At 64.2% G+C, this 16,326-nt stretch carries 10 protein-coding genes; 3 read left to right on the top strand and 7 right to left on the bottom strand.

Going from position 1 to position 16,326, the window contains the following annotated elements:
• Window positions 1-39 precede the first annotated feature (39 nt).
• Window positions 40-2,562 carry a ligase-associated DNA damage response DEXH box helicase gene (locus NKJ13_RS16370; RefSeq protein ID WP_352702300.1) on the top strand — a complete coding sequence of 841 codons (2,523 nt, stop codon included), beginning with the start codon at window positions 40-42 and terminating at the stop codon, window positions 2,560-2,562.
• The gene (gene pdeM / locus NKJ13_RS16365; protein ID WP_352738413.1) at window positions 2,559-3,275 is read left to right on the top strand and encodes a ligase-associated DNA damage response endonuclease PdeM; all 717 of its coding nucleotides are present in this window, start codon (window positions 2,559-2,561) and stop codon (window positions 3,273-3,275) included. The genes NKJ13_RS16370 and pdeM overlap by 4 nt, the downstream gene beginning before the upstream one ends.
• Before the next feature lie 2 nt (window positions 3,276-3,277).
• Here pdeM and NKJ13_RS16360 read toward each other — a convergent pair whose 3' ends face one another.
• The 3 genes from NKJ13_RS16360 to NKJ13_RS16350 are packed head-to-tail and all read right to left on the bottom strand — an operon-like array spanning window position 3,278 to window position 7,888.
• Window positions 3,278-4,213: a dimethyl sulfoxide reductase anchor subunit family protein gene (locus NKJ13_RS16360; RefSeq protein WP_352738415.1), complete on the bottom strand. Its 936-nt coding sequence runs from the start codon at window positions 4,211-4,213 to the stop codon at window positions 3,278-3,280.
• A gap of 10 nt (window positions 4,214-4,223) precedes the next feature.
• Window positions 4,224-4,958: a 4Fe-4S dicluster domain-containing protein gene (locus NKJ13_RS16355; protein ID WP_254816304.1), complete on the bottom strand. Its 735-nt coding sequence runs from the start codon at window positions 4,956-4,958 to the stop codon at window positions 4,224-4,226.
• A complete protein-coding gene (locus NKJ13_RS16350; protein WP_352738417.1) occupies window positions 4,955-7,888 on the bottom strand; it encodes a molybdopterin oxidoreductase family protein in 2,934 nt (977 codons plus the stop codon). The genes NKJ13_RS16355 and NKJ13_RS16350 overlap by 4 nt, the downstream gene beginning before the upstream one ends.
• 279 nt (window positions 7,889-8,167) lie before the next feature.
• Between NKJ13_RS16350 and NKJ13_RS16345 the strand changes: the two genes are divergently transcribed.
• Complete coding sequence (locus NKJ13_RS16345; RefSeq protein ID WP_352738420.1) at window positions 8,168-9,070, top strand: LysR substrate-binding domain-containing protein; 903 nt, start codon at window positions 8,168-8,170, stop codon at window positions 9,068-9,070.
• Between the two features lie 5 nt (window positions 9,071-9,075).
• Here the strand turns inward: NKJ13_RS16345 and NKJ13_RS16340 are convergent, their stop codons facing one another.
• The 4 genes from NKJ13_RS16340 to NKJ13_RS16325 form a co-directional block, all read right to left on the bottom strand.
• Window positions 9,076-10,332 carry an Hsp70 family protein gene (locus NKJ13_RS16340; RefSeq protein WP_352777893.1) on the bottom strand — a complete coding sequence of 419 codons (1,257 nt, stop codon included), beginning with the start codon at window positions 10,330-10,332 and terminating at the stop codon, window positions 9,076-9,078.
• Between the two features lie 109 nt (window positions 10,333-10,441).
• Window positions 10,442-11,233, bottom strand: a complete 792-nt coding sequence (locus NKJ13_RS16335; protein ID WP_352448631.1) for a TIGR02186 family protein — start codon at window positions 11,231-11,233, stop codon at window positions 10,442-10,444.
• A complete protein-coding gene (locus NKJ13_RS16330) occupies window positions 11,233-12,156 on the bottom strand; it encodes a sulfite exporter TauE/SafE family protein (RefSeq protein ID WP_023676949.1) in 924 nt (307 codons plus the stop codon). The genes NKJ13_RS16335 and NKJ13_RS16330 overlap by 1 nt, the downstream gene beginning before the upstream one ends.
• A 190-nt stretch (window positions 12,157-12,346) precedes the next feature.
• Window positions 12,347-16,201 carry a peptidoglycan-binding protein gene (locus tag NKJ13_RS16325; RefSeq protein ID WP_352738425.1) on the bottom strand — a complete coding sequence of 1,285 codons (3,855 nt, stop codon included), beginning with the start codon at window positions 16,199-16,201 and terminating at the stop codon, window positions 12,347-12,349.
• Window positions 16,202-16,326: the final 125 nt, after the last annotated feature.

The following is a 16,326-nucleotide window of genomic DNA, read 5'->3' as shown; positions in this document are numbered from 1 at the left end:
CTGCTTGGCGATTGCGCGTCGCCGCGCTACCTCTGGCACGTGACAGAGCAGCCGCGCCTTGCCCAACAGAATGCCGCCGTCGTCCTGCCCGAGCCATTCGTCAAATGGTTTGCGGAAAAGGGCTGGTCGCCGCGCGCTCACCAGATCGATTTGCTGGCCAAAGCCCAGGACGGGCAGTCGGTATTGCTGATCGCCCCGACCGGCGCCGGCAAGACGCTGGCCGGGTTCTTGCCATCGCTGACCGAACTGGCCGGCCGACCGAGGATAAGGCCGGGGCAGGCGCATCGAGGCATCCATACACTCTACATCTCGCCGCTGAAGGCGCTGGCCGTCGACATCGAGCGCAATCTCGGCAAACCCGTCGCAGAAATCGGGCTGCCGGTCACCGTCGAGACGCGCACCGGTGACACGCCCGCACACAAGCGCCAGCGGCAGAAGCTGGCGCCGCCCGACATTCTCCTGACCACGCCCGAGCAATTGGCCCTGCTGATTGCCGCGCCCGATGCCAGGCGCTTCTTCGAGGACCTGCGCTATGTCGTGCTCGACGAATTGCATTCGCTGGTGACCTCGAAGCGCGGGCATCTCCTGTCGCTCGGGCTGGCCCGGCTGCGCTCGTTTGTGCCGGCCCTCCAGACGATAGGCCTGTCGGCGACGGTCGCCGAGCCCGACGAATTGCGGCGGTGGCTGGTCAGCCAGAATCCACCAGGGCCGATGGCCGACCTGATCGTCGTCACCGGCGGCGCCAAGCCCGACATCTCCATTCTCGATTCGGAGGAGCGCGTGCCGTGGGCGGGACATTCGGCCCGCTATGCAACGCCGGAGATCTACAACGAGATCAAGCGCCACAAGACAACCCTGCTGTTCGTCAACACACGCAGCCAGGCGGAGCTGCTGTTCCAGGAGTTGTGGCGGGTCAACGAGGACACCTTGCCGATCGCGCTGCATCACGGTTCGCTCGATGTCGCCCAGCGCCGGCGCGTCGAAAAGGCGATGGGCGAGAATGCCTTGCGTGCGATCGTCGCCACCTCGACGCTCGACCTCGGCATCGACTGGGGCGATGTCGACCTGGTCGTCCATGTCGGCGCGCCGAAAGGTGCCAGCCGGCTGGCGCAGCGCATCGGCCGCGCCAACCACCGTATGGACGAGCCGTCCAAGGCGATCCTGATTCCGGCCAACCGCTTCGAGGTGCTGGAATGCAGGGCGGCGCTCGATGCCAATTATCTCGGTGCCCAGGATACGCCGCCGCTGGTCAATGGCGGGCTCGACGTGCTGGCGCAGCACGTGCTGGGCTGTGCCTGCGGTGCGCCGTTCCATGCCGATGCGCTGTTTGGGGAAGTGCGGACGGCAGCACCCTACGCCAATCTCGATCGGCCGACATTCGATCGCGTCATCGATTTCGTCGCCACTGGCGGCTATGCGCTGAAGAACTACGAGCGCTATGCCCGCATCCGGTTGAACAAGGACGGGCTGTGGCGGGTCTCAAATCCTCGCGTCGCCCAGCAATACCGGCTCAATGTCGGCACCATCATCGAAGTGCCGGCGCTCAACGTCCGCTACGTCCAGGCCGGCAGCAGAGGCGCGGCTTCGCGTGGCGGCCGGGTTCTGGGCAAGATCGAGGAGGCGTTCCTCGAAACGCTGACGCATGGCGACACCTTCATGTTCGCCGGCAAGGTGCTGCGCTTCGAAGGTATCCGCGAGAATGAGTGCTTTGTCTCGAATGCACCCGGCAGCGACGCCAAGGTCCCGTATTACGGCGGTGGCAAATTCCCGCTTTCGACGTACCTGGCCGAACAGGTCCGCGCCATGCTGGACGATCCGCAGCGCTGGAAGAAGCTGCCGGAGCAGGTCGCCGACTGGCTTCGTTTCCAGGCCGACAAGTCGGTGCTGCCGAAACGCGACGATCTGCTGATCGAGACTTTTCCGCGCGGCAACCGCTACTATCTGGTGGCCTATCCGTTCGAGGGCAGGCTGGCGCACCAGACGCTCGGCATGCTGCTCACCCGCCGCCTCGACAGGGCGGGAGCCAAGCCGCTCGGCTTCGTCGCCACAGACTATGCGCTTGCCATATGGTCGCTTGCCGATATGGGCCGGATGTTCAGGGCGAAGAAACCGTCGCTGGCAGCGCTCTTCGATGAGGACATGCTGGGCGACGACCTCGAAGCTTGGCTCGCCGGCAGTTGGTTGTTGAAGCGCACCTTTCGCAATTGCGCGCTGATCTCGGGATTAATCGAGAAACGCCACCCGGGCCAAGAGAAGAGCGGCCGCCAGGTGACCGTGTCGACGGATCTCATCTACGACGTGCTGCGCAGCCATGAGCCTGACCATATCCTGCTGCAGGCGACGCGTGCCGACGCCGCGACCGGTCTGCTGGATGTCAGCAGACTTGCCGAGATGCTCTCGCGCGTCCAGGGCCGAATCATGCATAAGAACCTCGAGCAGATATCGCCGCTCGCCGTGCCGATCATGCTCGAGATCGGCAAAATGCCTGTGCACGGCGAGGCCGATGACACGCTGCTGATGGATGCAGCCACGCTGGTCGAGGAGGCCATGGGGACGAAATGACTGTCGCGCTGGCCATGGCTGCACCTCTGGCGGAGGTGGGCTCTGTCGATATCGCCGGCGAACGCGCGGTCTGCGACCGCCGCGGCGTGCTCTACTTTCCCGAATTTCGGCTTCTGGCCGTGTCCGACCTGCATCTGGAAAAAGGCTCCTCGCTGGCCAGGCGCGGCATGCTGGTTCCCCCTTACGACACCGGAGCCACGTTACTCCGCTTGCAAGCGGTAATCGCCGACTACCAGCCTTCGATCGTCATCAGCCTGGGGGACAGTTTTCACGATGGCGGCGGCGCTGCGCGCATGCACGCAAGCTTTCGCGAAAGGCTGGAAGGCCTGATGGTTGGGCGCGACTGGTTCTGGGCCACCGGCAATCATGATCCTGAAGCACCGGCCGACTTGCCCGGCGAGACCGTGCGCGAATTGGCCATCGGCTCTCTGCTCTTCCGGCACGAGCCTTCGGCGGTAAGGGTGGAGGGCGAGATATCAGGCCATCTGCATCCTTGCGCCCGCATCGTGCAGCAAGGTCGCTCGGTGCGGCGGCGCTGCTTTGCCGGCGATGGCGGCCGCATGATCATGCCGGCCTTCGGCGCCTATACCGGCTCGCTCAATCTGCTTGATCGCGCCTATGCCGGGCTGTTCCGCCGCGAAACGCTGATGGCCTACATGCTTGGCACCGAACGCATCTTCGCGATTTCCCACGCGATGCTCAGGCCGGGCTGAACCTACCTGCCGTAGTACAAAGTGACGGTGTGCTTGGCCTCGGCGAAGAACAGCCAGCGCTCGACCAGCATGCCGGCGAGTTGGGCGATTGCGGCGAGCATCGACGAAACCGCCGCATAGGGCCACGGCAGGGCGAACGCCGCCACCAACAGCAACGCAGGCAAAGCAAAGGCCAGCACCTGCGTGATCTGGCGTAGCCGCACGCTGTGCTTGCGCGCGATGCGGAAACCCATCTCCTTGAGCAAGTAGTTTTCTTCGGTATGCGGCCATTCCATCGACCGCACCGCGCCGCCGGCCAGACCCGTCGCCGTGTTGGCGGTGGTCGGGATTTCCAGCCGGTCGTTGTACCGCAAGGTCGCCAGCTTCCAGCCCCAGCCGAGCACGGTCAGCAATAGGGCAGCCGCGAGAAGCGTATTCGAGCCGACGGCAAAACCCTGCAGCAGCGCATTGAGCAGCACGCAGCCGGTCATTGCCGAAAAGATCAGATAGCCGGGCAGGGTGAAGCGGCTGTGCCATTGGGCGATAGGCTTCAACGACGCGTAGATCATGCCGGTGGTGCAGACGGTTGCGACCGCGCCGATGGCAGCGAGCAGCCCGGCGACAGCCACCCAGCCGCTCGTACGGCCGAGGACCACCCAGCCAATACCGAACAGTCCCGCCGGGATGAAGGTCGCAACCGACGCAACGCCTTCGCGTGACAGCCAGGAGCTTCGCCATTGCGAGAAGGCACGCCAGGCGCGTTCGGGCCGGCCGAGATGGCCGGCCGACGACAGCAGGCCTGCCGAGATCAGGCCAAGCGCCAGCCCCATGCCGGTGAGGCCAAGCCAGAAATCGGGCGGGATAAAGCCCTGTCCGGCGAGCACGCCAAGTAGTGAGAGCAGGCCGTAACCGGCGCCCGTGGCGGTGGTAAAAAAGACGACGGAAAATGCTGGATGCATGAGACGCGGGTTAGTTCGAAAGCATGCGGTCGACCCAGCCGAGGAAGCCGCCTTCGGCCCGCACCGCTTCAAGCGCCGGCGCCGGCACCGATGCGGCGCGGGTGGTGTGGGCACGTGGCGGCAGATATTTGTTGGTCGGCTTATAGCCCATTTCCGGCATCAGATCGACACCGCCGCGCTCGGCCACCAGTTGCGAGATAGCCGATGCCGGATCGCCCAGATCGCCGAAATGCCGCGCGCTGGTCGGGCAAGCAGCGACGCAGGCCGGCACGCGATCTTCTTCCGCCAGATTGTCGTTGTAGATACGGTCGACGCACAGCGTGCATTTCTTCATCACGCCGACATCGGTGTCGAACTCGCGCGCGCCATAGGGGCAGGCCCAGCTGCACAATTTGCAGCCGATGCACTTGTCCTCGTCGACCAGCACAATGCCGTCCGAGGCCCGTTTGTAGGAGGCGCCGGTCGGACATACGGTGACACAGGCCGGTGTCTCGCAATGCAGACAGGAGCGCGGGAAATTGACCGTGCGCCCACCCATCTCAGTCATGTGCTCATAGCTGTGCACGCGGTTGAACCAGACCCCGTCGGCGTCGCCGCCATAAGGATCGATGTCGGTCAGCGGCGCCATGTGGCCGCCGGTGTTCCATTCCTTGCAGGCGGTGACGCAAGCCTGACAGCCGACACAGGTGTCGAGATCGATGACCAGGCCGAGCTTCTTGTCGGTTTGGGCGGGAAGGCAGGTCATGGTCTGGCAGCTTCTCTTTCCCGGCGGAACTCTGCGCCGAAAGTGAGCTTATCGGGCGAGGGTTCGAAATGCGGTGGCTGCCGGAACCGCTCGAACTGCGGCTCGGTGAAGCCGGCTTCCTCGACCGCGCATTTGACGATGCGCACGCGCAGGTCGAACCACGCCGCCTGGCCGGTCACCGGATCGGAATTCGAATAGCGTTTGCCGCTGGCATCGGCGGAGGTCTGGTCGCCGATGATGTGGTTGAGCAGGAAGCCGCGATTGGATTCGGCCGCGTCATCCTTGAGCCCCCAGCTGCCGCGACGCTTGCCGATCGCATTCCACGTCCACACCGTATCGGCGTTGACGCCGTCGACCAGCTTGACCTGTCCTTTGACCTTGCCGTTGATGCTCTCGATCCACACCCAGTCGTTATCGACAAGCCCGAGGCTGGCGGCGGTCCGGTGATGCACGAACAGCCGGTTCTGGCTGGTGATCTGCCTTAGCCAGGCATTCTGCGAGCCCCAGGAATGATACATGTGCATTGGCCGCTGCGTCAGCGCGTGCAGCGGATAGGCTTGGCTGTCGACCGCAGTCTCTTCGAAGGGCGCATACCAGAACGGCAGCGGATCCATATAGGTCTCGATGCGGCTACGCTCGGCTTCCGGCGGCAGCACCCGGCCATGGCCGCGTGCCGCCAGGCGGAAGCGCTGCATCGGCTCGGAATAGAGTTGGAACACGATCGGCTCGGCTTTCGGGATGAAGCCCATGCTCTCCGCGAAGTCGAGATAGGAGCGGTTGGCCATCTTGTAGTAGCGCTGATCGGCCGCGAAATCCTGGTGCCAGAAGCCGCCGTTGTCGATGTAGCGCTGCAACTGGTCGGGATTGACGTCGCCCTTACCGACCAAGGTCCCGTCCTTGCCGCGCCAGCCGGCGAGTGGACCGACACCTGGCGTACGCTCGTGATTGACGATGTAGTCGGCATAGTCGCGGTATTTGGCGGAGCCGTCGTCATCGACGAAACCGGGCAGACCGAGCCGCGCGCCGAGTTCGATCAGCACCGTCTGGAACGGCCTGACGTCGCGGTCCGGCTCGACGACGGGATGGCGGATGGCGTCGCCCGGACCGTCGGCGTGGCTGATCGGCCGGTCGAGCAGACTGATACAGTCATGACGCTCGAGATAGGTCGTGTCCGGCAGCACCAGATCGGCAAAGGGCACGGTCTCGGAATAATAAGCGTCGGAATAGATGATGAACGGGATCTTGTACTCGCCCGCCGCATCGATATCGGTCAGCATCGCCATCGTCTCGACCGTATTCATCGACGAGTTCCAGGCCATGTTGGACATGTACATGAACAGAGTGTCGATCTTGTAGGGATCGCCTGCCCAGGCGTTACGGATGACCGTGTGCATGAGCCCATGGGCGGCCAGCGGCGCGTCCCAGGAGTATGCCTTGTCGATACGAACAGGCCTGCTGCCTTCATCGATCAGCAGGTCCTCAGGTCCGCAGACGAAGCCGAGCGGCATGCCTTCGAGCGGTGTCATCGGCTTCACATTCTTGCCGGCGGGCTTTGGACCCGGCGGCGCGGACCGCGGATAAGGCGGTTTGAAGCGGAAGCCGCCCGGCACGTCCACCGTGCCGAGAAGCACCTGAAGCAGATGAATGGCGCGGCAAGTGTGAAACCCGTTCGAATGGGCCGAGATGCCGCGCATCGCATGCATCGACACCGGCCGACCCTTGATGGTCTTATGCCGGCGGCCGGCCCAGTCCGTCCAGGCCACCGGCAGTTCGATTTGCTGTTCGAAGGCGACATGAGCGAGTTCTGCAGCAGTGCGTCGGATCGTGTCGGCGGAGATGCCGCACCGGTCAGCGACGGCGTCGGGTGAATAGCACTCGTCCAGATAGCGGTCGGCGACGAGTTGGAAGACCGGCACGCAGCGGCGGCCGTCGACGAGAACGCTGCCGGTCAGTGCGGGCTTTGCGTCGGTATCGCCGGCGTCGACAGGCGTCTTCGCCACCCTGTCCCAAGCCAGCGGATTGCCGTCGCCGTCGCGCATGAACAGCCCGTCATCGGCGGCTCCAGGCTCCTGAATGACCAGGATGTGGGCGTTGGTGTAGCGCAGGAGGTAGTCGAGATCGACGCGCCCTGCCTTCAGCAATTCGTGGATGAGGGCGAACACAAACAGGCCGTCGGTGCCGGGCCGGATGCCGATCCAGTCGTCGGCAATCGCGTTGTAGCCGGTGCGGCAGGGATTGATTGAAACCACCTTGGCGCCGCGCGCCTTGAGCTTGCCGAGGCCGATCTTGATCGGATTGGAATCATGGTCTTCGGCAACCCCGAACAGCATGAAATATTTGGTGTTGTCCCAGTCGGGCTCGCCGAATTCCCAGAACGAGCCGCCAATCGTGTAGAGGCCGCCGGCTGCCATGTTCACCGAGCAGAAACCGCCATGGGCCGCGAAGTTCGGCGTGCCGAACTGGCTCGCCCACCAACCGGTCAGCGATTGCGACTGGTCGCGGCCGGTGAAGAAGGCGAGTTTCTTCGGATCGGTCTGGCGGATGCTCGAAAGCCGTTCTGTCGCGAGCGACAAAGCTTCCTCCCACTCGATCTCGCGGAACTCGCCCGAGCCGCGCAGTCCGGTGCGCAGCAATGGTTTCGTCAGCCGGGCCGGGCTGTAATGCTGCATGATGCCGGCGCTGCCTTTGCCGCACAGCACGCCGCGATTGACTGGATGATCCTTGTTGCCGTTGATGTAGCGGACCTTGCCATCTTTGATATGGACGTCGATGCCGCAGCGGCAGGCGCACATATAGCAGGTGGTCTTGGCGATGCTGTCGGAGACATCAGGCGAAGTATCGACGCCGTCGCGTTCAGCGGGCGCTCGCGTATCGGCAAGCGGCCGTTGTGATGGTGCCGAATTGGCTCCGCGCAGCAGGTTGTTGGTCATGGTTCGGTGATGCTCTTGCGCTCGGCGAACTTGGCTCTCGTCTTCGGGCCTGGGCCGCGCATGTAATGCTCTTCCGGCCGATAGCGTTCACCCAAGAGCCGCCGCCGCAGGCTGCGGGTCCAGTGCGCAAACGCGGATTTGAACCGCCCCACCAATTCTACCCTCGACTGCTCTGGCGCGACTTTTTTCCAATTTCGGGCCAAAATTTAGAACAAAGCGACCGATCCGTCTAACAACTTGCTCTTGTAATTCCAATCGGATTTGCTTCTTAGTGTCGGAATGACCCTGGACCAGTTGCGGATCTTCGTCGCCGTCGCCGAACGGGCGCACATGACCAAAGCGGCCGAGTTGCTGGGCATCTCACAGTCGGCCGCATCCGCCGCGATTCGCTCGCTCGAACAGCAGCATGGCGTCCAGTTGTTCAACCGCGTCGGCCGCAACATCGAGCTCGCCGAAACCGGACGCCGATTCTTGCCCGAGGCCAAGGCGGTCCTCGAGCGGGCTGCGGCCGCCCACAACGTGCTGGAGCATGTCTCGCAAACGATCACCGGCAGTCTCTCGATCGCTGCCAGCCAGACCATTGCCAGCTATTGGCTGCCGCGCCGGCTCGCCTCTTTCCACGAAGCCTATCCTGCCGTCAGGCTGAGCGTGAGCATTGGCAACACCAGGCAGGTCGAGACCAATGTACTTGATGGCGCAGCCGATTTTGGCCTGGTCGAGGGACGCACCGAATCCGACATTTTGCGGCGTGCCAAGGTCGATATCGATCGCATGATGCTGGTCGTGGCGCGCTCGCACCCTGAGATCGCGGAAGTTTCGCCTGGACATCCCGATCTTGGCGGGCTTCGCTGGATCATTCGCGAAGGCGGTTCGGGCACGCGCGAGGCGCTGGAGGACCTTGCCCGACGCGACGGGATTTCGTTCGCGGACCTGCAGATATTCCTGGTATTGCCGAGCAATGAGGCTATTCGCCAGGCGGTCGAGGCCGGCGCCGGCGCCAGCATCATCTCGGAACTCGTCGTCGCCCGCGCGGTCGCCGAAGGTAGCCTACGTTCTGTGCCGGTCGATCTGCCGAAGCGCGAATTTGCCATGATCACGCATCGCGACCGGCAGCCAAGCCTGGCCCAGATGGCGCTCAAGGCGCATCTTGGCGGCAAAGCTGAGATACCCGCGCCGCTTTAAGCCGATCAGCCGAACTTCCGCTGCGCGTCGAGCGCCAGCCCAAGCCCGACCGAGCCGAACACATCGCCTTCGATTACCGACGCCTGCGGCACCAGCGCCAGGATCCGCTGCCTGGCCAGCGGGATCGCGGTCGATCCGCCGGTCAAGAACACCGCGGTGATGTCCGAGGCCTTCACCTGTGCGTCGCGGATGGTCTGCTCGACCGTAGCCGCAACACGCTCAATGTCCCTGGCTATGGTGGCTTCGAGACCCTTGCGCGTGATTTCTGCCGTGAACCTCACCTCCGGCAGCGCGACCTCGACATCGGCCGACGAACGGTCCGTCAGCTCGATCTTGGCCTTTTCGACCAGCGCCGCCAGCGCGTGGCCATAACGATGCTCGACGATGTGGATGAAGCGGTCGACCAGGTCTGCGCGCTCCGCCTCATAGCGGATCTGGCGCAGATGCGTCATCGCCCTCGCGGTATAGACCAGATTGATGCGCTGCCACGTCGCCAGGTCGATGAAGTAGCTCGCCGGCAGATTACGTTTGCCATCCTTGGTCAGTGAGAGATAGCCGAGCTGCGGCATCACATGGGCGATGCTCAACAGGCGGTCGAAGTCGGTGCCGCCGATGTGGATGCCGCGGCTGGCCAGGATGTCGTCCTTGCGGTCAAGCGAGCGGGCGCGCTCGGGCGAGACGCGCACGATGGAGAAGTCGGACGTGCCGCCGCCCATGTCGACGATCAGCGCCAGTTCCTCGCGCGTCACCTTTTGTTCGTAGTCGAGTGCCGCGGCAATCGGTTCGAACTGGAAGGCGATGTGCTTGAAGCCGTGGGCACGAGCGGCATTTTCGAGTTCGTGCTCCGCCTTCGCGTCAGCCTGGGCATCGTCGTCGACGAACTGCACGGGCCGTCCCAGCACGACGCTGTCGACCGCGTCATGGGCTTCTTCTTCCAGCTTCTTTTTCAGATGGCCGACGAACAGGCCGACAATCTCCATGAAGCCGATCGAGCGCGCCTTGATGCGTGTCTTTTCGTGGGCGAGCGAGCTGCCGAGCACACTCTTCAACGAGCGCATCAGGCGGCCTTCGATACTGTCCGTATAGTTGGCAAGGGCGCGTCGCCCGAAATAGGTGCGGTTGTCCTCGAAATTGAAAAACACCGCACTGGGCAGCGTGACCTGGCCGTCTTCCAACGCCACCAGCCGCGGCTGCCCGTTCCTGACCACGCTTACGGTGGAATTCGAAGTGCCGAAGTCGATCCCGGCGAATGCTGGTCGCATCGTGCGTTCCTGTATTTCTGATTTGGGGAGCAGCAGCTCGTGTCCGGTCGGGCCCGGGGGTCGCGGTCTAACCCATACCCTCGGAAAGGGAAACCACTTTTACGAGAGTTCAGTCTTTCCTGAACACCAGTCGTCCGAGCCAGCCGGTCAGCATGGCCAGCGATACGGCAAAGACACCGTAGAGGAAGGAATAGTCGTGCGCGACGCGGAAGATCGACTGTTCGAAACCGGACTTGCGGATTTCGAGCTGGGCGGAGCTTTCCTTGATGAACAAGCCGCTCTTGAACAGGAAGGCGCGGGCCTTATGGGTGCCGACCGGAACGTTTGGGGCGAGCCTGACGGTGGCGCGGAACAGGTTCTGCGACAGGAACTGCACACCGCCGACATTCTCGCTGTAGAGGCCGGTCGCCGCCTTGCGTTCGCGCAGCGCGGCGGTGAACTCCTCGATTGTCGCCGGGCTGTCCTCCGCGTCGGCCGGCTGCAAATAGAGGTTGGAGGCGCCAAGCGACAGCTGCTTGTAGCTGTTCGGATCGGTGACGTCCTGCAGCGGCCGCGTCGTCGCCACCGAATAGGAGACAGGTACGTTTTTGAAGGTCTCCGACTCCAGATTGACCCAGACGCCGAGCACCCGGTCCTTGCGGCGCACGACGACCGGCCGAGCCGGGCCTTCCAGCACGACGATCACGTCGTAGCGCCCTTGCCGCGCGACAAGCGGATCGGCATTTTCCAGTGAGCCGAAAATGGTCAGGTCGGCGCCGGAAAAGCCGGCGGTAATCGAGACATTGTCGGTGGAAAGGCCGATCTGGATGTTTTCGGTTAGTGGCGCCTGCGCCTTCGCCGGTGGCGCAGCAGCCAGCAGCGACAGCAAGACGGCGGCCGCGAGCGTCCTTAGGCCGGCCATCAGCTCAGGCCCACGCCGGACAGAGAATAGAGATTGGGCGGCGTGACGAAAAGATCGATGGCAAGCCGGATGGCTACCGCCAGCACGAGCAGCGCCAGCAGTGCCCTGAGTTGCTCGCCCCGCAGCCTCTGACCAGCCTTGGCGCCATATTGCGCGCCGGCGACGCCGCCTGCCATCAACAGGAAGGCGAGCATGACGTCGACCGTCTGATTGGTGGTGGCGTGGACCAGCGTGGTGTAAGCCGAGGTGAAGATGATCTGGAACAGCGAGGTGCCGATGACGACGTTGGTCGGCACTTTCAAAAGGTAGATCAGGGCCGGCACCATGATGAAGCCGCCGCCGACGCCCATGATCGAGGACAGGAAGCCAATCGCCGCGCCCAGCCCAAGCACCGGAATGACGCTGACGAAGAGCTTCGAGGCCCTGAACCGCATCTTCAGCGGCAGGCGGTGGATCCAATTATGCTGGCCGGATTTCTTCAACACCGGTGCGGCGCCGCTGCGAGTAGCGCGCAGCGCATTGACGCTCTCGACCAGCATCAGTCCGCCGACGGTGCCGAGCAGCACGACGTAGAGCAGCGAGATGAACAGGTCGAGCTGGCCGAGCCGGCGCAGGAGCGCAAAGACATAGATACCACCAGTCGAGCCGACGATGCCGCCGGCTAAAAGCACGCCCCCAAGCTTGAAGTCGAGCGTGCCGCGCTTCATGTGCGACAGGGCGCCGGAGAAGGAGGAAGCGATGACCTGGTTGGCGCCGGTGGCGACCGCGATTGCCGGCGGTATGTTGTAGAAGATCAGCAGTGGCGTAATGAGAAAGCCGCCGCCCACGCCGAACATGCCCGACAGGAAACCCACCGCCGCACCCATGGCCAGCAGCACGAAGATGTTGACGGAAATTTCCGCGATCGGGAGATAGATGCCCACCCGTCAGTCTCGATCAGTTTGCCTCCTGGCGAATGCAACCGTTGCGGGCATTTTGCGTCAGAAGGCTATCTCGTTCTTGCGCCGGCCGGGCCGTGAAGTCAAACTTCGCCGCACCGCCGAAACAAAAACAACTCAATCAGTTAACAGGCAAATCTGTGGCAAGGGCGTCGCGGAAACGACGCATCCGCCGTTATTTACTCGCAAGCAGCGCCTTGACCAGCTTTTCGTCGATCGCGCCGGTTGCCTTCATATCGTTGTCGGCCTGGAAGGCCATGATCGCGTTCTTGGTTTTCTGGCCCATCATCCCGTCGGGATTGCCGGCCTCGTAGCCGTTCTTGTTGAGAATGCGCTGGATGTTCTGGACCGCTTTCTTCATGTCGATGCCGGCGGTCGTCTGCGGTGTGCCGTCCTGCCACGATTCAGGAACGTCGGCCGAATTGGCGGCTGGATCGAGCGGCTTGGCCTTCCACAGTTCAGCCGCGGCCCGCGCACGCTCCAGCTGCTCGGGCCTCAGCGCCTTGGCGATCTCGTCGCGCTTGGCCGCCGCATCCTTGTCGCCGGTCTTGGCGACGAGTGCGAACCATTTGTAGCTCTCCTCGAGGTTCTGCTTCATGCCGACGCCCTTCGCCGCGAGGATGCCGAGATTGAACTGGCTATCCTTGACGCCGAGATCCGCCGCCGCCTGGAACCAGCGTGCTGCCGATTCGTTGTCGGTCACGCCGTCCGCCGCCATCGCAAACAGCACGGCAAGATTGTGCATTGCGCTGGCATTGCCCTGCTCTGCGGCAAGCTGGTACCAGGTCTTCGCTTTCTTGATGTCGCGTGCGACGCCGATGCCCTTCTCGTAGAAGTTGCCGATGCGGTATTCTGCCGGTGCGAAACCGAGTTCGGCAGCTTTCTCATACCATTTGGCCGCCGCCGTCATGTCTTCCTTAACGCCGCGCGACTCGGCGTAACGCGAGCCGATCTCGAACAGCGCCTTGGCGTCGCCGCCGGCCGCTGCATCGCGCAGGGCGGCCGGCCCGGCATCGGCCGGAACGTCGATCTTGGCAACGCCTGCCGGGGCAGCATCCGCCGGCGGCACAGTGCCGGTCGTGTCCTGCGTGGCAGCGGGGGCAATAGCAGGCGCGGCAGCCTTTGGCTCGGCGGTCGCCGCTGCCGGCGCGGGCACTGCGGCCGTGGTGTCTGGCGCCGCCAGGTCAGCGGACGCTCCGGAAGGCGAGGGCGCCGTCGATGCCTCGGCTGCCGGTGTGGCGGGGCCGGTTTGCGCCGCCGTGTCGTCCTTGGTCATCGATGCGGATGGCTCGGCCTGCCTGACGGTGGGCGACGGCTCGCTCTCCTGTGTTGTTGTCTGCGCGTCCGCCTTCGGCTCGCTGGCAACGCTGGCCAATGCGGTTTCCACCGGCTGTACGGGCACGGCCGGCGCCGCCTCATTGTCGGCGACTTCGACCGGGTCGGAGAAGAAGGCTTTGCCCAGTTGCAGGCCGGCAAGCGCCAGCATGATGGCGATTGCCCCCATCAGGATCGGCTTGCGCCGCGCCTTGAGCAGGTCGCCGATCCTGAGTGCCTTGACCGGGCCTTTCATCGTCGACTGGCGCTTGAGGGCGTCCGCCTCGGCGGCCGCCGCTTGCGCGGCCCTTCTGGCTGCCGCGATGAAGTCCGATTTCGCCGCCTCGGCGCTGCCTTCTCTGGCCGGCTGCCCGCGCTCGTCGCGCACGCGCTTCATGATGGCGCTGAGGTCGGGTGCGCCGGAGCCGGGTTCCAGTGGCCGGTTGGCGAGCTTGGGGTCGAGGGGCTCGTCGAGATCGACGCTCGGTATCTCGGCGCTCGGCGCCGAGCCTGCAAGCGGCGGCGTCTCGGCCTCCTTCTTGCCCTTCAGGGCGCGCGCCAGCCCGCCTAACATCGATTTCCTGCCGCCGCCTTGTTCGTTCTTTTCACGTGTCGTGTCTGAACCGAGAGCCGCCAGTGCGGCTGCGGCGGCGGCCTCGGCCGGCGTTCGCGGACCTGGCTCTCCGCGCACGAGCGCCGCGGCGCGGCCGTCGAGATCGGCCATGTTACCCGTTAACGGCAGCGACTGGTCGATGTCCATCGACGGTGCGTCCTGCACCGAGATCTTGGATGCCCGGCCGGAGCGCTTACTCAACTCGGCGCTTGCCGGTTCGCTGGTCTCCAGTGAACCAAGCCTGTCAACGATCTTGAGCAGCGTATCGTGGATAGCCTCGAACGTCCTCGAATTGCGCTCGTCCGAACGGCGCGTCAGCGCCTCGAGCGTCTTCAGGTCCTGGGCGAGGCCGGTAACGGCCGCCGTGTTGGCGCTTGATCCGGCCAGCGAGCGGACGGCACTCTCGGCCGCCTCGCGCGCCGCGCCGAGGATGGAATCGCGGGTTCCGGCCAGCGATTTCTCGATTTCGTTGAGACGCGGGCTGATGTCGTCGAATTCCGGCAGCGGCGTGCCGGGCTTGGAAAGGTGCGCCGTCAGGCCGGCGACCTGCGCTTCGAGGCTGCGGATCAAAGCCGGGTCGATGCTGGCGACTTGTGCGGCGGACGAATCCAGCCGGCTTGAGATGTCTTCGAGCCGACTCTCCAGGCCGCGGATCGCCGCCTCGTTGGCGGGATCTGGAACGCGTGTCTCCATCCGCTTGGCCAGCGCGGTGAAGCGGGCGTCGATGGCATCCATAATGTCGGCGTTGTCGACCTGCGGCATGCGCTGGTCCAGCCTGTCGGCGACCTCGTCCAACCGGCGCTCGAGGTCGCGAAACAGCATGTTGCCTTGTTCGATGGCGTCGCCCTGGCGGCGTTCCATCATGCTGGATAGCACGTCGAAGCGCTGCTCGAGCCCCTGGAAGATGTAATCGGCGTCGGGCATGGCCGGTGCGTGGTCGATCTTGTCGGAGATAAGCGCGATTTGCCTGGCAAGGCGCTCCATCGCCTGTTCCGGCAGATTGGCTCGGCCGGCCAGTTCGTCCACGCGGCTCGACAATGTGTTGAGCCGGTCGATGACCTCCCGGCCCGGACGATCCTGCGACACTTCTTCGATTTGCTGGGCCAGTGAATCGATCCGCTTCTCGATGCGTTCGAAGGGCTCGGGGTCGAACGAATTGGCTTGCGCGGCAACCGTCGAGGCGACGATCGCGCGGGAAATCTCGTCGAGCCGCTCGTCGATCTGGCTGAATGTGTCGCTGCCGCGATTGTCCTGCTGGCGGGCGAAATGATCGACCGCTCCGGCAAGCGTGCGGACCTTTTCTTCGAGCGAGCGCAGCGACAGCGATTCCGGCAGATTGCTGACGGCATTGCTGATCTGTTCGAGCCGCTCCGTCAGCGCCGACAGGCCGGGTGCGTCGGAGCGCTTGCGCTGATCGGCGTCGACGCGGTCCTCGAAGGCAGTCCAGCGGCGGTCGAATTCGTCCCAGCGGCGGCCGACCGCCTGCACGCTCTCCTCGCGCGCTAGCGTATCGAGCGCGGCCTTGACCTGCTCAAGCTCGAGCCGCAGCATATTGACGCTTCTGTCGTCGCTTTTTTCGGCCAGTGTCTGGATGGCGCCGGAAAGCCGCTCGAACTCGACGCCGAGTTCGGCGCTGCCTTTGCCGCCGCCATTTGACTGGAAGGCTCGCTCAATATTCTTGCGCAGTACGTCGAACTCGCGTTGCAGGCCGGAGGTCATCTGCTGGCGCAGCTCTTCGCGCAGGCCGCGCAATTCCCCGGCGATCTTGCCGGCTAAGGCGACGCTGTCCTCCTGACCGCGCACCCGGTCGATATCGCGGGCGATCGCCTGGTAGTTCTGGTCGAAGGCCGCTGCGGGACCTTTCGGCTGCTGCGCCTCGCGTGGGTCTTCATACCGGCGCTGCTGGCCATAGGGTTGAGCGCTGGGATAGCGCGGTTCTGCCGCGGGTCGGCGCGGATCGGGGTGGTTTGTCGTCTCCTCGCGCGTCCGCTCCAGCCGCTGCTCCAGAGTTTCCAGGGAGCGGTTGAGCTCTTCAAGCGTCGTGTGCGGCCGGCGTTGCCTGCCGGCGTTGAGTGTATCGAGGTAGGACCGCTTGCTGTTCATCAATGCGCCCGTTTCAGAATTGCTGGCTTTCACCAGGTTCCCAAAGTCCTGCCGGGACGAAGGCGACTGCGTGGCTTGTTGCAGTGGAAGACGAGCTTCCCGGGTCTCATCCGCGCTCCGAAAAC

The sequence above is a fragment of the Mesorhizobium sp. M0174 genome, from assembly GCF_040322275.1.
In the GTDB taxonomy this organism is placed as follows: domain Bacteria; phylum Pseudomonadota; class Alphaproteobacteria; order Rhizobiales; family Rhizobiaceae; genus Mesorhizobium.
This window is presented reverse-complemented; position numbering and strand designations above follow the sequence as displayed.